Origin of the sequence: Blastococcus mobilis (assembly GCF_900188025.1) — a bacterium.
Lineage (GTDB): Bacteria > Actinomycetota > Actinomycetes > Mycobacteriales > Geodermatophilaceae > Blastococcus_B > Blastococcus_B mobilis.
Genome location: NZ_FZNO01000015.1, coordinates 82,452 through 104,384 on the forward strand (window position 1 = coordinate 82,452; position 21,933 = coordinate 104,384).

The window sequence follows — 21,933 nt, forward strand, 5'->3', positions numbered from 1 at the left end:
TGTCCCAGACGCCTCTGGCTGAGCGACATGGGTCGATGGTGGACAAGACACCAAGGTTCCGATACCGGTGCCGCCCTATTTTCGACGTCCGCTCGGAGAGTTGTCACGGTGTGTGCAAGAACACATTCGGGCGTCGCCCCCCGGGCGGTCAGGCGGGAGGACCGCCCACGAGCGAGGCTCGCAGCAGATGCATGGCCATGGTCACGGAGCGTTCCCGGACGGCGGTTCGTGAGCCGGGCAGTCGCAGGGCCCGCAGCTGCCTGCCGTCCGGACCGGCCACGCAGAGGTGCACCGTCCCCACCGGCTTGTCGGGCGTGCCACCGCCGGGCCCGGCGACCCCGGTGATCCCCACCCCGATGTCGGCACCGAACCGCGCCCGGGCGCCGTCGGCCAGCGCGACGGCCACCTCCGGGCTGACGGCGCCCTGCTCGGCCAGGACAGTGGGCGGGACGTCGAGCAGCTGCTCCTTCGCCGCGTTGGCGTACGCGACCACGCCCCCGAGCACCCACGCCGACGATCCCGGGCGCTCGGTCAGCCGCGCCGCCAGCAGGCCTCCGGTGCAGGACTCCGCCGTGGCGACGGTCAGGCCCCGGTCGGCGAAGCCGCCGGCGACCAGGTCGTCCAGCGTCGGCCCGGTGGAGAACAGCGTGTCGGCGTACTCCTCGGCGAGCAGCGCGGACAGCCGGTCCTGGGCCGCCTGCGCCGAGGGCGGGAAACGCGTGACGATCTCGAGCTCGCCGTCCCGCAGGCAGGTGGTGATCTCGAGGCCGGCCAGCTCGTCGTCGTGCTCCCGCAGCGTGGCGGCCAGCTGCGCCTCGAGCGTGCCCCACAGCCGCACGGTCTGCTGCCTGACCTCCGCGGCGCCGGCCAGCGCCGCCTGCGTGAGGGGAGCGGCCACTGCCGATGGCCACATGCCCTGCAGCTCCGAGGGCGGACCGGGCAGCACGAGCACGGCCGGTCCGTCGCGCCCTTCCGCGGGCGGTACGACGAGCCCGGGCGCCGTGCCGATCGGCTCCAGCACCGTCGCGCCCTCGGGCACGCGGGCCTGCTTGCGGACGCCGGCCGCGAGCGCCGCGGGGTCGGCCCGCCACCCGCGGCGGGCCGTCAGCCGGTCCACGATCGTGGCGATCCGCTGTTCCAGCGCGGGGTCGACCGCCGACGGCCGGCCCTGGCAGTCGCCCACGGTCTGGGCGGTGAGATCGTCGGCCGTCGGACCGAGGCCGCCCGACGTGATCACCAGGGAGACGTCCGTGCCGGCGAGGAAGGCCAGCGCTCCCTGCAGGTCCTCCGGCCGGTCCCCCACGACGACGACGTGGCCGACGTCGACGCCCAAGAGCCGGAGCTGCTCGGCCAGCCAGGGGCCGTTCCGGTCGGTGACCCGGCCGGTGAGCACCTCCGTCCCGGTCACGATGATGCCGGCGCGGGCGCTCATGACTCCTCCTCGCTGGCGCTCGTCGGCCCCGTTCGCGGCGCTGCTCCGTCCGCGCGCGAGCTGGCACGCTCGCCCACGGACCGACCCTAGGGCGACCATCCCCGGGGCGCCTCGCGGGCCCGTCGGGTGGGCGCCGATACGGTGCGGGGCGGAGCGGTCCGATCGGCGGACCACCGGAGCGCGCCAGGAGGAGCCGTGAGTTCGTCCGACCCCCAGCCGCCCGTGCAGCCCGGCGGTCCCACGTCGCCGAGCACGCAGGAGATCCCGGTGGTGCAGCCGTCCACCGGGTCCACGGCAGTCCAGCAGTTGCCCCCGCACCCGAACGCGACGACCCACCCACCCGTCCAGCCGGTGGACGCGCCCGTGCCGACCGGCCCGGTCGACTTCGTCCCGGGGCTGCCCGGCCTGGGCGCGCCGCCGCCTCCGCCGCCTCCGCCGGCTGCGCCGCCCGCGGCGGCGCCCGTGCCGGCTCCCACTCCGATCGCGTCCGCGCAGGACTCCGGTGCGTCCACTGCGACTGCCACCCGGACGTGGCCGGAGACCCTCGAGTCCGGTTCCGCCAACGATCGCCCGGGAAAGCTGCGGACCCGCCGTCCGTGGGATCGGGCAGCCCTGCTCGGCCTCGGGCTGGTGGCCCTCTCCGTGCTGCTGCTCCAGGTCGGCCTGACCCTCGACGTCGGCGGGGAGTCCTACTGGTCGGCGGTCCCGCTGTGGTCGGCGTTCGTCACCGCCTGCGGACTGCTGTCCCTGGTGGCCGTCGCCGCATGCCATCTGGCCGGTGACCGGGTGCGCCCGGGTTCTGCCTGGCGGGTGGCCGCCGGGGGCCTGGTCGGCCTGGCCGTCTTCTGGCTGCTGGTCGTCCTCCCCGTCGCCGACACCGACCGTGGGTTCGTGCTCACCGCGGCGCTCGCCGTCCTCGGTGCGGCGCTCTGGGTGGGACCGCACCGCAAGGGCTGACCGGGCGGGCCGGCGCCGCCACTCGCACCTGGTCCACGTCGGGACTCAGCCCTGGCCGCGCCCGTTCGCCTTGCCGCGCCCGTTGCCGCCCGCGTTGCCCTTCCCCTTCCCGTTGCCGTTCGACGGCTGCTGGTCGTCCGCGACCGCGTCGTTCCCGGCGGCCGGAACGGTCACCACCTCTCCTGACACCGCCGGCACGGAGCCGCCCGACGGTGCGGCAGGGGTCTCCGGGACCGGGACCGGAACCGGAACCGGGGCCGGAACCGGGGCCGGGGGCGGCGCCACCGCGAAGGAGACCGTGACCCGGGTCCCCCGCGGCACGGAGCCCGCGGGACTGACCGCCGTGACCAGGCCGGGGGCCTGCGCTGCCGTCTCCTGCGGTACGCGCTCCACACCGAGCCCCATGGCCCCCAGGGCGGCCTCCACGTCCCCCACGGGCCGGCCGACGAAGTCGTCCGCGGCCAGCACGACCGACGACGGCCGGGTCTGCGCGGCGGCTGGCGGCGAGGGCATCGGGGAGTCGAGCAGCTGGGTGCCGGCCACCGCGATGCCGGCACCGGCCAGCAGCGCGGCGACCGGCGCCAGGAGCCGGGTTCCCCGACGACGTGCCGGCACCACGCGCGCAGCCCCGGCGACGGCCGCGGCGAACTGCCGGGTTCCTCCGTCGCTCGGGGGCGGGGTCAGCATGCGACCGGCCAGCACGTCGGCCACGGCGTCCCGGAAGGCGGCTCCGTCGGGAAAGCGGGCTGCGGGGTCCTTCAGCAGGGCACGGGCGATCAGCCGCCGGACGTTCTCGGGGACGTCGTCCGGCAGCGGATCCGGGGCGTCGCGGAGCTGACGGAGCGCGATCTGGACCGAGTTGTCGCCGTCGAACGCCCGTCGGCCGGCGAGGCATTCGTAGCCGATCATCCCCAGCGCGTAGACGTCACTGGCGGGGCCCGCCTTGGTGCCGGCGGCCTGCTCGGGGGAGAGATAGTGGGCCGTACCGACGACCTGCCCGGTCTGGGTGAGCGGCACGCTGGAGGCCGACCAGGCGATGCCGAAGTCGGTGATCTTCACGACGCCGTCGGTGCCGACGAGGATGTTGGCCGGCTTCACGTCCCGGTGCACGACCCCTGCCGCGTGCGCGGCCGCCAGCGCCGTGGCGGTCTGCTGCAGGACGTCCAGCGTCCGGTCGACACCGAGCCGCCGCTCGCGGGCCAGCAGGTCGGACAGGGACTCGCCTTCCACGAGCTCCATCACCAGGTAGGCCAGGTGCTCGGGACCGGCCTCGCCGGCGGCCACCTCGCCGTAGTCGTGGAGCGCGGCGATGTTGCGGTGGGCCAGGACGGCGGTGTGCCGCGCCTCCGCCCGGAACCGGGCGAGGAAGGTGGTATCGCCGGTGAACTCACTGCGCAGCACCTTCACCGCGACGGGCCGGTCCAGCAGCGTGTCGCGGGCCCGCCAGACCTGACCCATCCCGCCGGTGGCCAGCAGGGAGACGAGCTCGTAGCGGTCACCGACGGCGCCGCGCCCCGATCCCCCCATCCCGTGCCCTTCCGCCGCCTCCGGTGCCGGACCTCCCAGCGTGGCACCCGGGAGCGGGCGGCACACGTCCGAGGACGGGGTCGTCACTCGACCGAGGCCGTCGTCGGGCTCGTCGCCGTCGGCTGGGTGGTCGGGGGCGTGCTGCTCGGAGCGCTGGTCGACGGCGACGTCGTCGCTTCCGACGTCGTCGTCTCGGGAGCGGTCGTCGTGGCCGCCGGCAGCGTGGTGACCGGGGCCGGGGTGCTCGTCGACGTCGGGGACGACGGAGCCGGGGCGCTGCTGACCGGCTGGTCCTCCTGCACGACCGTGCTACCGCCGCCGCCGCCACCGCCCGCCGCGCCGGTGACGGCCGGTCGGCTGCGCGCCGCGCCGGTGGAGGGGACACCGGTCGCATAGGTGACGACCACGGTCTCGCCCGGCGTGAGCGGCCTGCCGTCGGGCTCGACGCCGGTGACGTGGTCGGGGACGACGTCGTCGCGGACCTCGCTGCGCGGTTCGACGTGCAGCCCGAGCCGGGTCAGCCGCGCGACGACCTCGTCGACCGGCCGGCCGACGTACTGCTCGGCGTCCAGGACGATGCTGCCGCTGTCGCGTTGCTCGGCCGCCACGGCCGGGGAGCCGCCCGAAGCGTCGGAGAGAGCCTGCAGGAGGGCGATCGCGATGCCCGCGCCGGCCAGGAGTCCGAGCAGCGGGAGGAGGACCATGGCGATCCGCCCCCGCCGGCGGGTGACCGGGGGGCTGGCGACCGCCCCGGTCAGCAGGGTCTCCGGCCCGGCGGCCCGGGGCGTGGGGACGACACTGGCCGCGGCGGCCCCCGTCGTCACGGGCGCCTCGGGCACCGGACGGCCGGCCTGGACGTCGTCGATGGCGGCGACGACCGCCGCTCCGTCAGGGAAGCGGCGGCCGGCATCCTTGGCCAGGGCGCGGCCGATCAGCGCGCGCACCTCCGCCGGCAGATGCTCGGGCAGCGGCTCGGGGTCCTCACGGACCTGCTTGAGGGCGATGGTCACGGGGTTGTCGCCCTCGAAGGCCGGCTGCCCGGCGAGGCACTCGTAACCGATCAGTCCCAGCGCGTAGACGTCGCTGGCCGGGGTGGCCGGGCGCCCCTCGGCCTGCTCGGGCGAGAGGTACTGGGGCGTGCCGATGACCTGGCCGGTCCGGGTCAGGGCCACGCTGCGGGCCGACCAGGCGATTCCGAAGTCGGTGATCTTCACACTGCCGTCGGGACGGACCAGGATGTTCCCGGGCTTGACGTCGCGGTGGACCATCCCGGCGCGGTGCGCCTCGCCGAGGCCGAAGGCGGTCTGCCGGACCAGCGACAGCGTCGTCTCGGTGCCGAGCGCGCCCTCCCGGGCCAGCAGGCGGGAGAGGGGCTCCCCCTCGACCAGCTCCATCACGAGGTAGGCCAACGTCTCCCCCGTGCCGTCCGCCGCGACGTCCTCGCCGTAGTCGAAGACCGCGGCGATGTTGGGGTGGCTGAGGGACGCCGCGTGCTGGGCCTCGGCCCGGAAGCGGGCGACGAACGTCGGGTCGCCGGTGTACTCGCTCCGGAGAACCTTGACGGCCACCGGCCGGTGCAGGGCGATGTCCAGGCCTTGCCAGACCTGCCCCATGCCGCCGGCGGCGATGAGCTGGTGGAGTTCGTAGCGGTCGCCCAGGCACCGTCGTCCTGGTTCGACCACGGAGGTCACTCCTCGCCTGTCCGGCCCTGCTGCGTGAAGGCCGCCATGTTGCCGCCCGTCGGGGTCACGCTGATCGTTCCCCCGGCCCTCCGTGTCCATTTCGGGCGCGGGCTACACATGGTCGCCGCACGTGGCGGGCGCACCGGCCAGTCCCCGCGTGCGGCACTGGTCGCATGCGGGACCGGTCAGCGCGTCCGCCGCGCTGTGTTCCCACCCCGCCACAGCGGTGTCGGCGGCGGGAACCCCTCTTGTCGAACGGAAAAGGCCAGCCTTACCTTAACCACGGTTCCACGTGGAACGGTGGGCGACTCCTGCCACATGCGCACCGCTGCTCGGCGTCATGACAGGGTGACGGCGAGGAACGACCGACAGAAGAGGCGGGACGACGATGTCCGACACCGTGACCAGGGCCGACGACGGCGGCGTGGCCACCCTGACCCTCCAGCGACCCGGACTGTCGCACGCGCTGCGGACCGAACTGCTGGCCGCGGTCCAGGAGGTCGCCGCCGACGAGTCCGTGCGGGCGGTGCTGCTGACCGGTTCGGGCCGGGCCTTCTGCGTGGGGCAGGACCTGGCGGAGCACATCGAGTCACTGCGCGGGAACGCCGCGACCTCCCTCTCGGTCGTCGAGGACGAGTACAACCCGCTCATCCTGGCGCTCTCGGCGCTGCGCGTGCCGATCGTCGTCGGCATCAACGGGGCGTGCGCCGGTGCGGGCCTCGGGATCGCGCTGGCGGGCGATCTGCGGGTGGCGGCCGCCGGGTCGAAGTTCACCACCGCGTTCACCGGAGTCGGGCTGTCCAGCGATTCCGCGCTCGCCTGGCGGCTGGTGCACTGCGTCGGGGGGTCCCGGGCGACCCAGTTGCTGCTGACTCCCGATCCGATCACCGCCGAGACCGCGGAGCAGTGGGGGCTGGTGCACCGGGTCGTTGCCCCCGAGCAGGTGCTGCCGGAGGCGCAGGCCCTGGCGGCACGGTTGGCGAGCGGTCCGACCGCGGCCTACCGGGCGATGAAGACGGTGCTGGCGACCGCGGCCACCGACTCGCTGGAGGAGACGCTGGCGCTGGAGGCGCGGCTGCAGACCCGGCTCGGGCAGACCGCCGACCACCGCGAGGCGGTCGAGGCGTTCCTGGGGAAGCGCGCGCCGGAGTTCACCGGCCGCTGACCGGGCCCCGCTGCCCCCACCGGCACGGTGAGGCTGGAACGGCCCCCTGCAGGGACCCGCCGCGAGCCCGCGAGCGGTGGGGAGCAGGGGGTCCTTCACCTGCCGTCGGGGCGAACTCCTGCCCGGCGACAGGGCGTCAGTGTGGCCCCGCTGCAGGGGCCCGCCGCCGGCCCCGTTCCGAGGCTCGCCCCGAGCATGCGAGGGGTGAGGAGAACGGGGTCCTTCTCCGGCGGGGGGCAGCGGGGTCCTTCAACAGCGGGTCAGCAGGACACACACCGGGCAGACGTCGCGGGCGGCCACCGGCCACGCCTGCTCCGTCGACACACGGGCCAGCGAGCCGCAGAGGCTGAGCTCGCAAGCGCCGTCGACCTCGGCCGGCGGACGGTGCACCTCGACGGCGTGCCACAGCGCGGCGGTGGGCCCGTGCGCGCGGCTGCGAGCGGCGGCGTACAGGGTCGTCTGCAGCATCATGCGGTGGAGGTCGGCAGCAGACGGGGCCAGGGTTACGGCGCGGAGCGGTCTGCTCCCCCCGAGGGGGGAGGCAGCATGCTCCCCCGGGCGCCGGGCAGGATGCGACTCATGGAGCTGACCAAGCACGGCCACGCGTGCGTCGTCCTCGGCGACGAGGAGCGCCGCCTCGTCATCGACCCCGGCGCGTTCACCGATGCTGCGGCGCTCGAGGGCGCCGCCGCGGTCCTGATCACCCATGAGCACCCGGACCACTTCGACCCGCAGCGGTTGCGCGCGGCCCTGGACGCCGATCCCGCGCTCGAGGTGTGGACCAACAAGTCGGTCGCGGCGAAGCTGGAGGGCCTGGGCGGTCGCGTGCACGTGGTGGGCCACGGGGACGCCGTCACGGTGGCCGGCCTGGAGGTGCACGTCCACGGGGAGCTGCATGCCGAGATCCACCCCGACATCCCCCGGATCGCCAACATCGGGTTCCTGGTGGGCGGCCGGGTCTTCCATCCCGGTGACGCGCTGACCGTCCCGGAGGAGCCGGTCGCGACGCTGCTCGTGCCGCTCCACGCTCCCTGGTCGCGGACCGCGGACCTGATCGACTACGTGCGGGCCGTGCAGGCGGATCAGGCGTTCGCCGTGCACGACGGATTGCTCAACGACACCGGCCTCGGCGTCGTCAGCGGGCTGCTGGGCGAGCGGGGTCCTGGGACGCCGACCCCCGTACGCCGGCTGGCCCCGGGGGACTCGGCCGAACTCTGAGGTCCGGCCGGGTCCCCCGGAGGTGGATCAGCGGACGGCGCCGCGCGAGCGACCGCCCGAGACGCCCTCGGCAACGCCGATCAGCAGCACCGCTGCGACGACGGCGACGATGAAGCCGATGACGTTCAGCTCCCAGATGTTGCCGGTGCCGAGCAGGCTGGCGACGACGCCACCGATGAGGGCGCCCACGACGCCCAGCAGCAGGGTGGCGACGATGCTCAGCCGCTGCTTTCCAGGCTTGATGAGCCGGGCGAGCGCGCCGATGATGAGGCCGACCACGATGAGGCCGAGGATCTGCACAGCGTTCTCCTTCGTTCGACCGGCGGGCTCTCCCGGCGGAATGCCGGGTGCACCGCCGGTGCACGATGGGACTCCCTACCCGCCGCGACGGTCGCTGATGCACCGTTCCCTCGATCGGGGGTGGTCAGGCGCGTCCGGTGACCCGCTCGACGTGGGCCGGCACCTTGGCCAGTTCGGCATCCACGGTCCGCTGCACCAGGCGCCGTAGCGCCCCCTGCTGCAGCCGCCGGATGACGCGACTGCCGCCGGTCGGCTCGTGGGTGATCGTGATGCTCACGCGCGTGCCGCCGTCGCCGGCGCGGGCGAGCTCGATGCGCGTCGTCCAGGTCTCCGGCGTGAGCCGGAGCCGGGTGGCGACCAGCCGGGGCGGGTCCCACTCGACGATCTCCCCCTGGGGAGCCCCGGCCGCGGGGGTGCCGTCGAGCCGGCCGGGGGCACAGACGAACGTCGTCCCGACGCCGGGGGCGCCCGGGCCTTCCCCCAGGACGTAGGAGACGTCGCAGACCGAGCAGTAGGGCTCGAGGACGGCGAGGGCGCGCCACACCTGGGCGCGGGTCTGCGGGACGTCGCAGGAGCCGGTCGCGGTGGTGGTGGCCATCAGCGGCCGCTCACAGACACCTCGAACTCGACCTGGCTCACGTCCGGCCGCAGGCGGGAGTAGCTGTGCACGAGGGGGTGGCCGGAGCTGTCGCGGACCGTCGTCCGCACGACGAGGAGCGGGGAACCGGCGACGACCCGGAGGAGGTCTGCCTCACCGGGGCCGGCGGTGCCGACGTCGACGACGATGCGAGCGTGGGCGAGGTCGGCCCCGTACTCCCGCCGCAGGAACTCGTAGAGGGACCCCTGGCTGAAGTCCTCGTCCGCTGCCCGCGGGTAGAGCGTGGCGGGCAGGAAACTGTGCGCGACGTGGTTGGGCTCGCCGTCGACACTGCGCAGCCGTTCGAGCTCGACGACGTCGGCGGTCCCGTCGAGGGACAGCTCGACCGCCACCGACGCCGGGACCGGGACCACCCGCTGGGTAAGCACCTTCGTGCCCACCTGGGCACCCTGCTCGCTCATCACCGAGCTGAACCCGGCGATCCGGTGCACGAAGCTCTCGCGGTACTCGTGGCGGATGGCCGGGCGGGTGACGTAGGTGCCGCGGCCCTGCTCGCGCACGAGGTGCCCGTCGGCGACCAGCCCGTCCACCGCCCGGCGCAGCGTGATCCGGCTGACCCCGTACTCGGCGCAGAGCACCGGCTCCGGCGGCAACAAGGTCATCTCGGGCAGGGAGGCCACCCGCCGCCTGAGGTGCTCTCGGACCGAGAGGTACTTCGGTCCGGTGACGGGGCTGACCACGCCGTAAAGGTACGGGACTTCCAGACGTCTGGTCGTCATGTCGTATGGGACGTCACATCACTGTCCATCCCATGGGACGCCGTCGCGGCGCGTCGCGAGACATCAAGACGTCATGACGTATGGTCGGGGCTCGACCATCGAGGGAGAGCCCGTTGCGCATCGGTGTCCTCACCGGCGGGGGCGACTGCCCCGGCCTCAACGCCGTCATCCGCGCCGTCGTCCGAACCGCGGCCAACCACTACGACAGCGAGGTGCTCGGCTTCCGCGACGGCTGGCGGGGGCTGCTGGAGGACCGCACCACCCCGCTCGACATCGCCGCCGTCGACGGCCTGCTGACCCGCGGGGGCACGACGCTCGGCTCGGCCCGGGTCGCTCCCCAGCTGCTCGACGCCGGCGTCGCGCAGATGAAGGGCGTGCTGGCGGAGCACGGGGTCGACGTGCTCATCCCGATCGGCGGGGAGGGGACGCTCACCGCCGCGCACCTGCTCTCGCAGGCCGGCGTCCCCGTCGTCGGCATCCCCAAGACCATCGACAACGACATCGACGAGACCGACCTGACGTTCGGCTTCGACACCGCCGTCAGCATCGCCACCGAGATGATCGACCGGCTGCACACCACCGCCGAGTCCCACCAGCGGGTGCTGCTCGTCGAGGTCATGGGCCGGCACGCCGGCTGGATCGCGCTGCACGCCGGCCTCGCGTCGGGGGCGCACCTGACCCTCGTGCCCGAGGAACCCTTCGACATCGAGCAGGTCTGCCGCCTGGTCACCGAGCGCTTCGCGCGCGGCGACTCCCACGTCATCGGCGTGGTCGCCGAAGGAGCGACGCCCCTGCCGGGCACCATGGGCCTGCGCGACGGCGGCGTGGACGAGTACGGGCACCGCCGGTTCACCGGCGTCGCGCAGCAGCTCGGCGCCGAGCTGGAACGGCGGACGGGCAAGGAGGTCCGCACGACCGTCCTCGGCCACGTCCAGCGTGGGGGCACCCCCACCTCGTTCGACCGCGTGCTGGCCACCCGGTTCGGACTGCACGCCACCGTGGCCGCCCACGAGGGGCACCACGGCCAGATGGTCGCGCTGCGGGGCACCGAGATCGATCTCGTCCCCATGGAGAAGGCCGTGGCCCGCTTGAAGACGGTCACCCCGTCGCGGCTGGCCGAGACCGCGGCCTTCACGGGCTGAACGGGGACCTGGCGTCATCGGGGGTCAGGCAGCATCGTGGACGACGTGGATCGGGACGCTGCGCCGTGACCAGGCAGAACGTCCGATTTCGGATCGGTGACAGCCGGAGCGTTGACTGGGCAGGGGGCGTGCGGGCAGCGCAAGATCGGCCGGTGAGCGAATCCGGGGACTGGCGCAGCCGTCGGTGGCAGGCCACCCATCAGAAGATCTACGACGCCGCGATGCGGCTGTTCCACGACCACGGGTTCGAGCAGGCGAGCGTCGCCCAGATCGCGGCCGCGGCGGGGGTGTCGGTGCCGACGTTCTACGCGCACTACCCGTCCAAGGAACACCTCGTCATGCAGCTGCCGACGGCCGAGGACATGAGAGCACTCGTCGCGGCCTTGCCGACGGGGCTGCCGCTACGAGACTGCGTGAGGCACGCCTCGACGATCTGGTTCTCCACGTGGAGCCCGGAATTCCGGGCCGCACAGCTCGTCCGGTGGAAGCTCATCGCCGGCAACCCGAGCCTGCGCACGCGCGCCGCCGAGTTCGAGCGCGTCACCGCAGGCCTGCTCACGGACGCTCTGCGTGCGGAACGGGGCCGGACCCTGTCGCCGGCGGACAGCGTCGTCATCACCGCCTACATGGCCGCCTTCACGTCGGGCGTGCTCGCCTGGGCGGACAGCAGCGGCGAGCGCAAGCTCGAGGAGCTGATCGACGAGGCGTTCAACGCGCTCCAGCAGCCCTGATCCCGCCGTCCCGGAGCTCACTGCTCAGGCGCGTGGAGAGCGCAACTCCACCACGGTGACCTCGGGCCGGGCCCCGATCCGCATCGGCGGCCCCCAGTATCCGGCGCCCGAGGTGACGTACAGCTGGGTGTCCCCCTGCCGGGACAGGCCCTCGACCGCCGGCTGGTCGAGCCGGATCGCGTGGTCGAAGGGCCACAGCTGCCCGCCATGGGTGTGCCCGGACAACTGCAGGTCCACCCCCGCCCGTCGCGCCTGCTCGACCATCACCGGCTGATGAGCCAGCAGGACGACGGGCGTCGCGTCGTCCCGGCCGTCGAGCGCGGCGTCCAGGTCGGCGGCGTGGCCGGGCACACCCGAGGACGCCGCCGTCCGGTCGTCGATGCCGGCCAGGTCGAAGGTCGCCGTCCCCCGGCGGATGGCCACCCGCTCGTTGCGCAGCACGTCGATGCCCAACGTGGGCAGGTGCTGCAGCCACGCCTCGGTGTCGACGAAGTACTCGTGGTTGCCGGTCACGAAGAAGACACCCTGCTCGCTCACCAGCTCGGCGAGGGGTGCCGCCTCCTCGCGGAGCTCGGACACGTCGCCGTCGACCAGGTCGCCGACGATCGCGACGACGTCCGGCCGCTGCGCGTTGACCAGCTCCACCAGCCGCTCGAACCGCCGTCCGCCGTAGGTGGCCGACAGGTGCGCGTCCGAGAAGGTGACGATGCGCAGCCCGTCCAGGGCCGGGTCGAGTCCGGCAAGAGTGACCGGCACGCGGCGGACGACGGGCGGCGAGTTGGCGAAGTACGCCCCGGTGCCCCCCGTGGCAAGAGCCACCGTGCCCGCGGTGACGGCCAGGCTCCGGGCGAGGAACAGCCGGCGTGAGGGGGCGGTGACATCGCGGTCCTGCCGGACCGCACCGCGATCAGGTGCCGTTCCCTCGTCACGTGGAGCCGTTGCGTCGTCCCTGCGCGGAGCCCTCCGGGCCCCACTCGGGACGACCACCCCATTGGACTCAGCACCACGACCCCCCGCCCCACTCGGGACGACCACCCCATTGGGCTCAGCACCACGACCCCCCGCCCCACTCGGGACGACCACCCCATTGGGCTCAGCACCACGACCCCCCGCCCCACTCGGGACGACCTCGCGGTCCGTGCGTCGCAGGACCTCGTTCCTGACGAACCGCACCGGTTCGAGGGCCAGCAGGGCGAGGAAGGCGTAGAAGGCGACGCCGAGCCAGCTGTAGGCCACCCAGTCGAGGGGCGCGGCCGCGTCCAGGGGGAGGGTGCGCCGCAGGGTCAGCGCCAGCGCGGGCAGCAGCGCCAGCACCAGGGTCAGCACCGTCAGCCGACGCCGCAGCTTTCCGGGGCGGGTGGTGCTGCGGACCAGCCGGAACCACAGGTAGCCGTGCAGCAGCAGCATCGCCGTCAGCACCACGGTGCCGAAGCCGAGCAGAAGGATCACCGACACCGGCGCGCCCGCCACTCCGCATCGACCACGGACTCACTGTCCCAGGCGGGGGCGACGGGGCTCAGGACCCCCGCTGACGCGCCGCGCGCTTCAGCACCCGGCGCACCGTCGGCTCGAGCTTCCAGAACTCCCGCACCGCCCGCTCGGCTCGAGCCTGCTCCAGAGCGTGCAGCCGGCCGAAGGTGAACGCGTTCTCCCCCTGCGCGAAGGCCACGACGCCGAACCGCCGGCACAGTTCCCGGGTGACGACGGTGTCCTGCACGTCCCCCAGCACCTGCTGGATCTGCTTGGCCGCGTCGACCACGTCCGCCGCGCCGTCCAGGTCGGAGGTGGCGATCTCGGTGGCGTAGCGGACCCGCTTCGCCGCCTTCCGTACCGCGTGGAGCGCCTCCGGACGGTCCTCCTCGGCTGCGCGCCGCGCACTCCTGACATGCCGGCGAAGCCGGCGGACCGACCGGCGGACGGCGTCCCGGAGGACCGGCTCGACCGGACCGGTGGCCTGTTCGGTGAACGGCGGTGCGGTTACCAGGTCGTGCACGGCGTCCAGCAACCTCAGGTAGCGCGGCTCGGAGACGGTCTGGAGCGCGCGGTCCAGCCCGGCCTGCTCCTCCCGCAGCCGGCTCTGCTGCAGCCGGGCCGCCACCGGGCCCAGGACCAGCTCCTCCGGCTCGGCGGCCACCAGTTCGGACAGGTGGGCGAGGGCTACCTCGTCGTCCCGTACCTCGGCCAACTGCGCGCCCAGCCACGCCAGTTCCTCCCGCAGCGACCCGGTGGCCTCCTTGTCCAGCACCGCGCGGAAGGCGGCCAGCGTGCTGCGGAGCCGGCGCGCGGCGACACGGACCTGGTGGACGGCGTCGGGCTGCTCCGTGCGCAGCAGCACGTCGGCCGCTTCGAGCCTCGCGAGCTGCTCGCGCAGCGCGGCGACGACGAACTCCCCCGCGGACGGCCCCGTGTCGCCGCCCTTCCGCTTCACCGGAGGCGCGACGTCACCGTTCAGCCGGTCGGCGAGCACCCGGCCGACCTTCGACGGGGACACCGACGGGCGGGCACCGGCCGCGACGAGCCGCTCCCCCACGGCCGTGGCCAGCGCGGCCCCGTCCTCGGGGCCGCCGTCCCCCAGCTCCACCTCCACCTCGCGCCAGACGTGCACCTCGGCCGGCCGGCCGGCCTCCACGGCCAGGGCGGTCGCGGTGACCGTGTCGTCGGCCACCTCCGCCAGCAGCCGTCCGTCGTCGTCCCGCAGCGCGGTGACCACCCGCCGGGTGCGCAGGGTGGCCACGGGTCCCGTGGGGGCGCCCCGCAGGATGCCGGCGACCGGGGCCATGAGTGCCTGCGGGGGCTTCTTCACCGCCCGGCCCAGCGGCGCGTGCAGCTCGCGGCGGGCCGCCCCGGCGGGGAGCTTGAGATGCCAGCCGGCATCGGGCCCGCCGGTGCGGCGGCGCAGCGTCACGCGGGCGCGCAGCAGCCGCAGATCCGCCGCGTCGTGGTAGACCGCCTCGAGCGCGTGCTCCACCGGCGGGTCGACGGTCGCGACGCCGTCCAGCCCGTCCAGCGCCGGCAGCTCGAAGTCCCCGCCGACGTCGTACTTCGTCTCGATCTCGAGGTGCCCGCTGGTCACACCGGTCCTCCCTCCGCGGACGGCCGCACGCCGCGGCCCCGATCCGAACCTAGGCGGGCCCATGTTCAGGGGCGACCGCTGCTGGGCACGCCAGACCTGAGCGCGCTCCCCGGGGAGCGCGGAGGGGAGCAGACCCATGCTGAACGAGCGAGATGTCTCCGCGGCCATCGGGAGTCCCGCCTACGACGCGAGCGGCGCGAAGATCGGCACGGTCGAGCACTTCTACGTCGACGACCGCACGGGGGCGCCGTCCTGGGTGGCGGTCACCACGGGGCTGTTCGGTACCCGGCAGTCCGTCGTACCGGCCGTGGACGCGACCTTCGCCGACGGTGGGCTCCGCCTCCCGGTCACCGTCGATGCGGTGAAGAGCGCGCCGCAGCTCACCGGTGACCATCTGTCTCCCGACGACGAGGCCGAGCTGCGCCGCCACTACGCCACGGGCACGGACGCCGTCACGGGCACGGGCACGGTGACACCACCAGGACCTGCAGACGCCGGGGCAGGCTCTCCGTCCGACGCCGCCCCGACGGTGCAGATCCCGGCAGAGCCGCCACGGCCCACGGCGGAGCCGCCACGGCACCCGGCGGCCGACGACCACGGCGGGATGACCCGCAGCGAGGAACAGCTCGTGGTCGGCACCGAGCGGGTGGCCGCGAAGCGAGCGCGCCTGGTCAAGTACGTGGTCACCGAAGAGGTGCAGATCACCGTGCCGATCCGGCGCGAGGAGATCCGCGTCGAGGAGGTCGCCATCGACGCCCCCGACGACGGCCCGGACGAGTCGCTGCTCACCGACCAGCCGGCCGGAACCGCGGCGACATCGGGTCTGCCGGGCGAGATCATCCTGCACACCGAGCGGCCGGTGGTGACCGTCGAGGTCGTGCCGACCGAACGCGTCCGTCTGCGCACCGAGCTGGTGCACGGGCAGGAGACGGTGACCGAGCAGGTCCAGCGCGAGCAGATCGTCGTCGACGAGCACCCGGCGCGCCACACCGGCTGAGTTCAGCCCACGCGGTCGGTGCCCGCAGCCCGGAGCAGGTCCTCGGCCGTCGGATCGATCAGCACCCGCCCGTCGGAGGCGACGACGACGGGACGCGCCTCCTGCAGCGCATCGATCTCGGCGAGCATCGACCGCGCCGTCGCGTCCTCCGCCGGGTCCAGCCACCGGTGGGCGATGCGGTGCGCGGTGAGCGTCTCCAGGAGCTCGGTGCTCGCCGGCCACCGGGGATCGCCCACCACCCGCAGACCGGACGCCCGCCCGATGAGCATGGCTCGCCGCAGCAGGAACGCCCGCATGATCACGTCGGCCAGCTCCCGGTCGGCCGCTATCACCTGCCGCAACCGCTGCACGGTGAGCGTGACCACCGCTCCGGGCGTGGCCGCGATCACCGACCGGACGGCACGCTGACCGGCGAGCATGTTCAGCCCGCCGAGGAACCGGCCCGGGCCCACCACGGAGACCACGCGCGGCTGCTCACCGTCGCCCGGCTCCGCGTCTTCGACCACCGCGACGGTGCCTTCCAGCACGACGACGAAGTCCCACTCGCTGGATCCGCCCTGGACCAGCACCTCACCGGCCGTCGTCGTCCGGCGACGCCCTGCCCGGCGGAGGACGGCGAGCTGCCGGGCGTCCAGGCGTGGCGATGCCCCGGTCGGGTCCGGGGTCTCGGCCAGGCCCCCGACCGCCGGCAGCCGTACCCAGGGGGACATCGCGACGGGCGACCGACCGCCTGGTTCCCGAGCCGGAGCAGCGGCGCGCTCCGTCGGCGTGCCGCGGGGATCGGTGCGCAGCAGGGCCGCCGCCAGCTCGTCCGTGCCCGCCCAACCCGCGTGCCTGACCCCGTTGACGAAGAACGTGGGAGTGGCCTCGACACCGCTGGCCTCGGCCCCGGCCACGTCATCGCGCACCCGCTGGCCGTAGGTGCCGTCACCGAGCTCGCGCGCGAACCGCTCGAGGTCCAGCCCGAGACCGGCGGCGTGGTCGAGCAGGCCCGGGGCGTCGAGCTCGTCCTGGTGGGCGAACAACCGGTCGTGCATCTCCCAGAACCGCCCCTGCGCTCCGGCCGCCTCGGTCGCCTCCGCGGCGAGCTGGGCGTGCGGGTGCACCTCGACGAGTGGCAGGTGCCGGAAGACGTAGCGCAGGTCGTCGCCGAACCGGCCGCGCAACTCGCTGACGACACCGGTGGCCCGACCGCAGAAGGGGCACTCCATGTCGCCGTACTCGACGAGCGTCAGCGGGGCGTCGACCGGCCCGCGGATGTGGTCGACCGCCGGGTCCACCGGGGGGTCGAGCGCGTCCGGCCGCTCCGGTGCGCCCCCTCCCCGGCCCAGCAGCCGGAAGAAGAGCGCGCCCAGCGCGGCCGAGACGACCGCGGCGGCCAGGATGCCGACCGTGGCCTCCTCCCGCAGCTCCGCGTCGTCGAAGGCCAGGTCGGTGACGAAGAGCGAGACCGTGAAACCCAGCCCCGTCAGGGCGGCGCCGCTCCACACGCTGCCCAGGCTGACGCCGGGCGGGAGGACGCCGAGCCGCAGCCGGACGGCGAGCGTCGCGGCGAGCCCGACCCCGAGCAGCTTGCCGACCGCCAGGCCGACGAAGACGCCGATGGTCACCCGGGAGGTGAGCGCCCGCTCCAGCAGTGCGCCGTCGATCCGCACGCCGGCGTTGGCCAGCGCGAAGACCGGGACGACGAGGTAGCTGCTCCACGGGACGAGGACCGCGCCGATCCGCTCGTTGGGGGAGACCGCGCGCTCCACCGAGAGCTTCGCCTCGCGCGCGACGCCCGGCTCCGGCGACTGCCGGAACGCCCGGGCCAGGGAACCGGCGCGCTCGATTTCGGCCCGGCGTGGGGGATAGGCGCTGACCAGCAACCCCAGGACCACCCCGCCGATGGTGGCGTGCACCCCGGACTCGTACATGGCCACCCACATCACCGCGCCCACGGCGAAGTAGGCGGGCCCCCGCCACACCTGCATGCGGGACAGCCCGATGAAAGCGAGCACGCACGCCCCCGCGATCCCGAGCGCGACGAGATCGATCTCGTCGGAGTAGAAGATCGCGATCGCGCTCAGCGCCCCGATGTCGTCGACCACCGACAGCGACAGCAGGAAGACGCGCAGCTGGATGGGGCAGTGCTGGCCGAACAGGGCCAGCGCGCCGAGCACGAAGGCGGTGTCGGTGGCCATCGGGATGCCCCAGCCCACCGCGCCCTCGCCACCGGCGTTGATCGCCAGGTAGATCAGCGCCGGGAGGACGAGGCCGGCCACCGCGGCGAGCGCCGGAATCCTCAGCCGGCTGCGCTGCACGAGCTCGCCCATCGAGAGCTCGCGGCGGACCTCCATGCCGATCAGGAAGAAGAAGAAGACCATCAGGCCGTCGTTGACCCAGTGCTGCAGGTCCATGGCGATCTGGGCGTCGCCGAACCGCAGCGCCACCTCGGTGTGCCACAGCCGGTCGTAGGAGCTCCCCCAGGGGGAGTTGGCCCAGGCCAGTGCCAGCAGGGTGGCCGCGACCATCAGGCCCGCGCCGGCGACGCCGGAACGGATGAGCCTCCGGACGGGAGCGGAGAGCTGCGCCGCGAGGTGGGCCGACCCGGTCCGGCTCGAGCCGGCGAGAGTCGTCACCACGAGAACGGTAGGACGCCGACGCGTCCCCCGGGAACCCCTGTCAGGCGCGACGGTCGGCCAGGAACCGGAGCCGGTCGCGGGTGGCCGCCACCTCGGTCGGGTCCACGTCGGCCACGACCAGCGTCTCCACCCCGGCGGCGGTGGCGAGCAGCTCCCCCATGGGGCTGACGATCCGGCTGTCGCCGGCGTGCTCGGTGCCGTCCCCCGCCGTCCCCACCCGGTTGCAGCCGACCACGAAGGCCTGGTTCTCGATGGCGCGGGCCTGCAGCAGTGCCTGCCAGTGCAGCCGCCGCGGGCTCGGCCAGTTCGCCGGGACCAGGTAGACGTCGGTGTCCGGAGCCGCCTTCCAGAAGACGTCGGCGAAGCGCAGGTCGTAGCAGATGAAGGGGGTGATCCGGAGGTCACCGACCTCGACGGTCACCGGCTTCTCCCCCGCCCGGAACCGCTCGTGCTCGCCGGCATGGGTGAACGGGTGCAGCTTCCGGTAGCGGTGGACGGCGCCGTCGGGCCCGGCGAGGACGAAGGAGTTGTAGGGCAGCTCCTCCCCGGCGGCGATCTCCGGGCAGGTGCCGGCCACCCACACGCCGTGCTCGGCCGCCTGGTCGGCGAGGAACCGCGCCGACGGCCCACCCTCGGGCTCCCCGATTCCCGGCGTCATCGAGAAACCGGTGCTGAAGGTCTCGGTGAGCAGCACCAGCTCGGCCCCCGCGCCCACCGCGCGGGCGACCAGCGGCGCCAGCCGCCCGAAGTTGGCGTCGCGGTCCTCCCAGACGATGTCGTGCTGCACCGCGGCGATCCTCATCCCAACCTCCTGAGCCGTTCGACTGCTTCTCCCAGCACCTCGTCGCTCTTGCAGAACGCGAACCGGACGAGATGCCGACCCAGGTGGGCATGGGCCGGGTCGTAGAACACCACGGTGGGGACGGCGACGACACCGGCGCGCGCGGGCAGCGCCCGGCAGAACGTCAGGCCGTCGCCGTCGGGCTGCACCGGGCGGACGTCGACGGTCGCGAAGTAGGTGGCCTCCGGGCTGATCACCGGCAGGCCGGCCTCGGCGAGCCCGCGGACCAGCACGTCGCGGCGGTACTGCAGGTCCTGGGCCACGGCGGTGAAGTACGCATCGGGCAGTGCCAGCCCCGCGGCGACGGCGGGCTGCAGCGGACCGCCGTTGACGTAGGTGAGGAACTGCTTGGCGGTGCGGACGGCGGACACCAGCGGGGCCGGCCCGCAGATCCACCCGATCTTCCAGCCGGTGACGTTGAAGGTCTTCCCGGCGCTGCCGACCACCAGCGTCCGCTCCCGCATCCCGGGGAGGGCTGCCATCGAGACGTGGTGGGCCCCGTCGAACACGAGGTGCTCGTAGACCTCGTCGGTGAGGACGAGCAGCTCGTGGGAGATGGCCAGAGCGGCGAGCGTGGCCAGCTCCTCGCGGGTGAAGACCTTCCCGGTGGGGTTGTGCGGGGTGTTGAGCAGCAGCAGCTTCGTCCGCGGGGTGGCCGCCGCCCGCAGTTCCTCCGGGTCGAAGGTCCACCGCCCCTCCCCCGAGGGCGGCGGGCGCAGCGTGACCGGGCGGACGACTCCCCCGGCCATCGCGACGGCTGCGGCGTAGCTGTCGTACATCGGCTCGAAGACCACGACCTCGTCGCCGGGGTCCAGCAGCGCCAGCAGCGCGGCCGTGAGGGCCTCGGTGGCACCCGCCGTCACCAGGACCTCGTCGGCCGGGTCGTAGGCCAGGCCGGTGAAGCGCCCGTGGTGCTCGGCGACCGCGGCACGCAGCTCCGGGATGCCGGGTCCGGGCGGGTACTGGTCGGCGGCGGTGCCGATGGCGGCTCGGGCGACGTCGAGCACCTCGGGTGGGCCGGGGTAGTCGGGGAACCCCTGACCGAGGTTGACCGAGCCCGTGGCGACGGCCAGCGCGCTCATCTCGGCGAAGACCGTCGTCCCGAAGCCCTGCAGCCGGGCCGAGAGGTACGGGACGCGGGTCATGCCGGGCCCGCCAGCGCAAAACGCACGGTTCGCGTGCCGACGTCGGCCTGCTCGAGCCGGACCCGGACCCGCGTGCCCGGCCGCAGCCCCTCGCCGGTGCAGCGGCCCCGGACGGCGAGGTCGTCGAGGACCACCGTGCCGCGGCCGTCCTCGGCGTCGGCCACGACCGCGGGGAAGGTCTCGCCCTCGCGGCCGCGCAGCACCCAGGCCTCGGTCGCCTCGACGACGGCGCGCTCGACGTCCCGGGTGCGCCGGTCGGATGCGGCCATGAGGGCCGGGAGCTCGGGCAGCGCGGCGCGCAACTCGGGGGACGGCTGTCGCCCGGCAGCCAGGGCCAGGCACACCTCGGTGCCGAAGCGGTCGACCAGGCGCCGCAGCGGGGCGGTGACGTGCGCGTACGGCGCCCCGACGCCGCCGTGGCCGGGCTGGTCGGGGAGTGCGCCCTCGAAAGCGGTGTAGGCGGCGCCGCGCAGGAGGGTGACCGCCTCCTCCAGGAACGCCGCGTGCCCCGGACGCCCGGGGTCGAGGCCGGCGATGACCGCGCGGGGCGACACGTCGGCGGGCCAGTCCACCCCGAGCGCGGGCGCCAGCAGGCGCAGCCGGGCGACGTCCTCCGGCCGGGCCGGGGGCAGCGTCCGCAGCACGCCGACCCCGCCGTCGAGCATCAGCGCGGCCGCGCACCGCCCCGTGAGCAGCGAAATCTCCGCGTTCCAGCCCTCCACCGGCAGGTCGCCGCGGAACACGAGGGCCCAGCCGTCCGGCGTGGCCCGCACCTCCTGGTCCGGGGTGCCGAGCTCGAGGGCGCCGCGCTCGGCGGCCCGTTCTTGGAGCAGCGTGCCGATCGTGGGCAGCAGGGCAAGCGGATCGGGAAGCGTGCCGGCGTCGGCCTGCGCCTGCACGGAGGCGTAGTCCAGCTGGGCGCGGCTGCGGACCCGGGCCCGGCGGAGGTCCACACGGACCGGCTCACCGTCCGCGTCGAGGTCGATCGTCCACAGCGCGGCCGCTCGGAGCTGGTCGGGCAGCAGGCTCGCGGCCCCCTCGCTGAGTACCGTCGGGTGCAGCGGGATCCGCCGGTCGGGGTTGTACAGGGTCTGGCCGCGCCGGCGGGCCTCGGCGTCCAGCGGGCCGCCCGGATCCACCGCGGCGCCGACGTCGGCGATGGCGTAGCTGATCCGGTACCCGTACCCCCGGGCGGCCAGGTGAACGGCCTGGTCGAGGTCCCGGCTGCCGACCGGGTCGACCGTCACCAGGGGGACGTCGGTGGCGTCGAGCTCGGGCAGGCGCGGTTGCGCGGCACGACGCTCGGCCTCAGCGACCACCTCGGCCGGGAACTCCTCCGGGACGTCGAACTCCGCGCGGATGGCCGCGAAGTCCGGCCCCTCCGGCGCCGCGGCCGGCCAGCGGGGCACGCGGATCGGAGGGCTGCCCATGCCGTCAGCCTGGCAGAGCCGGGCGGTCAGCGCGGTTCCACGTGGAACGACGACTCCCACCTCATCCGATCCGGACGTCCTCCATGCCCTCGACGGCGACCACGTCGCCGCGGCGCAGCTGGCGGCCGCGGCGCTCCTCCGGCTCTCCGTTGACGAGGACGACGCCGGAGAAGAGCACGTCCTTCACCTGGGCGCCGGTCGGGACGGCGTCGACCAGCTTGAGCAGTTGGCCCAGTCGGATGCTGTCCTCGCCGGGGCGGATCGTGATGGTGCGCACGCCGACCAGTGTCGC

20 protein-coding genes are annotated in these 21,933 nt (G+C 74.3%); 6 read left to right on the top strand and 14 right to left on the bottom strand.

Annotated features, from left to right (window positions below; translation table 11 throughout):
- Positions 1 to 148: 148 nt before the first annotated feature.
- Entirely contained in the window at positions 149 to 1,432 is a 1,284-nt protein-coding gene (locus CHB94_RS14365) for a competence/damage-inducible protein A (protein ID WP_089337244.1), read from the bottom strand.
- Positions 1,433 to 1,627: 195 nt separating this feature from the next.
- Here CHB94_RS14365 and CHB94_RS14375 point away from each other — a divergent pair, with 195 nt between their 5' ends.
- Positions 1,628 to 2,389: a hypothetical protein gene (locus CHB94_RS14375; protein ID WP_141137510.1), complete on the top strand. Its 762-nt coding sequence runs from the start codon at positions 1,628 to 1,630 to the stop codon at positions 2,387 to 2,389.
- A 45-nt stretch (positions 2,390 to 2,434) separates the two neighbouring features.
- Here CHB94_RS14375 and CHB94_RS14380 read toward each other — a convergent pair whose 3' ends face one another.
- Together CHB94_RS14380 and CHB94_RS14385 are read right to left on the bottom strand one after the other, a co-directional pair.
- Positions 2,435 to 3,916, bottom strand: coding sequence for a serine/threonine-protein kinase (locus CHB94_RS14380; RefSeq protein ID WP_089337293.1), 1,482 nt, complete (start codon positions 3,914 to 3,916; stop codon positions 2,435 to 2,437).
- An 83-nt stretch (positions 3,917 to 3,999) separates the two neighbouring features.
- On the bottom strand, positions 4,000 to 5,598 hold the full coding sequence (locus tag CHB94_RS14385) for a protein kinase domain-containing protein (protein ID WP_254920648.1): 1,599 nt from the start codon (positions 5,596 to 5,598) through the stop codon (positions 4,000 to 4,002).
- Positions 5,599 to 5,986: 388 nt separating this feature from the next.
- Here CHB94_RS14385 and CHB94_RS14390 point away from each other — a divergent pair, with 388 nt between their 5' ends.
- A complete protein-coding gene (locus CHB94_RS14390) occupies positions 5,987 to 6,763 on the top strand; it encodes an enoyl-CoA hydratase-related protein (protein ID WP_089337248.1) in 777 nt (258 codons plus the stop codon).
- 249 nt (positions 6,764 to 7,012) lie between these two features.
- Here CHB94_RS14390 and CHB94_RS14395 read toward each other — a convergent pair whose 3' ends face one another.
- On the bottom strand, positions 7,013 to 7,234 hold the full coding sequence (locus CHB94_RS14395) for a hypothetical protein (protein WP_089337249.1): 222 nt from the start codon (positions 7,232 to 7,234) through the stop codon (positions 7,013 to 7,015).
- Positions 7,235 to 7,342: 108 nt separating this feature from the next.
- On the opposite strand from CHB94_RS14395, the gene CHB94_RS14400 reads away from it, so the two are divergent.
- Positions 7,343 to 7,981 carry an MBL fold metallo-hydrolase gene (locus tag CHB94_RS14400; protein WP_089337250.1) on the top strand — a complete coding sequence of 213 codons (639 nt, stop codon included), beginning with the start codon at positions 7,343 to 7,345 and terminating at the stop codon, positions 7,979 to 7,981.
- A gap of 27 nt (positions 7,982 to 8,008) precedes the next feature.
- Here the strand turns inward: CHB94_RS14400 and CHB94_RS14405 are convergent, their stop codons facing one another.
- The 3 genes from CHB94_RS14405 to CHB94_RS14415 all read right to left on the bottom strand — a co-directional run bounded on the left by CHB94_RS14405 (position 8,009) and on the right by CHB94_RS14415 (position 9,619).
- On the bottom strand, positions 8,009 to 8,281 hold the full coding sequence (locus CHB94_RS14405; protein WP_217899308.1) for a GlsB/YeaQ/YmgE family stress response membrane protein: 273 nt from the start codon (positions 8,279 to 8,281) through the stop codon (positions 8,009 to 8,011).
- 124 nt (positions 8,282 to 8,405) lie between these two features.
- Entirely contained in the window at positions 8,406 to 8,879 is a 474-nt protein-coding gene (locus tag CHB94_RS14410; RefSeq protein ID WP_089337251.1) for an SRPBCC family protein, read from the bottom strand.
- Positions 8,879 to 9,619, bottom strand: coding sequence for a GntR family transcriptional regulator (locus tag CHB94_RS14415; RefSeq protein ID WP_254920649.1), 741 nt, complete (start codon positions 9,617 to 9,619; stop codon positions 8,879 to 8,881). The genes CHB94_RS14410 and CHB94_RS14415 overlap by 1 nt, the downstream gene beginning before the upstream one ends.
- 152 nt (positions 9,620 to 9,771) lie before the next feature.
- On the opposite strand from CHB94_RS14415, the gene CHB94_RS14420 reads away from it, so the two are divergent.
- Positions 9,772 to 10,800, top strand: coding sequence for an ATP-dependent 6-phosphofructokinase (locus tag CHB94_RS14420; RefSeq protein WP_089337253.1), 1,029 nt, complete (start codon positions 9,772 to 9,774; stop codon positions 10,798 to 10,800).
- A gap of 152 nt (positions 10,801 to 10,952) precedes the next feature.
- Positions 10,953 to 11,531, top strand: a complete 579-nt coding sequence (locus CHB94_RS14425) for a TetR/AcrR family transcriptional regulator (RefSeq protein ID WP_089337254.1) — start codon at positions 10,953 to 10,955, stop codon at positions 11,529 to 11,531.
- 24 nt (positions 11,532 to 11,555) lie between these two features.
- Here CHB94_RS14425 and CHB94_RS14430 read toward each other — a convergent pair whose 3' ends face one another.
- Together CHB94_RS14430 and CHB94_RS14435 are read right to left on the bottom strand one after the other, a co-directional pair.
- Positions 11,556 to 12,986, bottom strand: coding sequence for a metallophosphoesterase (locus CHB94_RS14430; RefSeq protein ID WP_089337295.1), 1,431 nt, complete (start codon positions 12,984 to 12,986; stop codon positions 11,556 to 11,558).
- Between the two features lie 61 nt (positions 12,987 to 13,047).
- Positions 13,048 to 14,604, bottom strand: a complete 1,557-nt coding sequence (locus tag CHB94_RS14435; protein WP_089337255.1) for a CYTH and CHAD domain-containing protein — start codon at positions 14,602 to 14,604, stop codon at positions 13,048 to 13,050.
- 136 nt (positions 14,605 to 14,740) lie between these two features.
- On the opposite strand from CHB94_RS14435, the gene CHB94_RS14440 reads away from it, so the two are divergent.
- Entirely contained in the window at positions 14,741 to 15,601 is an 861-nt protein-coding gene (locus CHB94_RS14440; RefSeq protein WP_089337256.1) for a DUF2382 domain-containing protein, read from the top strand.
- 2 nt (positions 15,602 to 15,603) lie between these two features.
- Here CHB94_RS14440 and nhaA read toward each other — a convergent pair whose 3' ends face one another.
- From nhaA to CHB94_RS14465, 5 genes are all read right to left on the bottom strand, one after another.
- Entirely contained in the window at positions 15,604 to 18,222 is a 2,619-nt protein-coding gene (nhaA, locus tag CHB94_RS14445) for a Na+/H+ antiporter NhaA (protein WP_141137511.1), read from the bottom strand.
- Positions 18,223 to 18,265: 43 nt separating this feature from the next.
- The gene (locus CHB94_RS14450) at positions 18,266 to 19,027 is read right to left on the bottom strand and encodes a nitrilase-related carbon-nitrogen hydrolase (protein ID WP_089337258.1); all 762 of its coding nucleotides are present in this window, start codon (positions 19,025 to 19,027) and stop codon (positions 18,266 to 18,268) included.
- Positions 19,024 to 20,211 carry a pyridoxal phosphate-dependent aminotransferase gene (locus tag CHB94_RS14455; RefSeq protein WP_089337259.1) on the bottom strand — a complete coding sequence of 396 codons (1,188 nt, stop codon included), beginning with the start codon at positions 20,209 to 20,211 and terminating at the stop codon, positions 19,024 to 19,026. The genes CHB94_RS14450 and CHB94_RS14455 overlap by 4 nt, the downstream gene beginning before the upstream one ends.
- On the bottom strand, positions 20,208 to 21,641 hold the full coding sequence (locus CHB94_RS14460) for an RNB domain-containing ribonuclease (protein WP_089337296.1): 1,434 nt from the start codon (positions 21,639 to 21,641) through the stop codon (positions 20,208 to 20,210). Before CHB94_RS14460 ends, CHB94_RS14455 begins: the two co-directional genes overlap by 4 nt.
- 61 nt (positions 21,642 to 21,702) lie before the next feature.
- Positions 21,703 to 21,918 (bottom strand): RNA-binding S4 domain-containing protein, encoded by a 216-nt coding sequence (locus CHB94_RS14465; RefSeq protein ID WP_176445567.1) that lies wholly within the window; start codon positions 21,916 to 21,918, stop codon positions 21,703 to 21,705.
- Between the last annotated feature and the right edge of the window lie 15 nt (positions 21,919 to 21,933).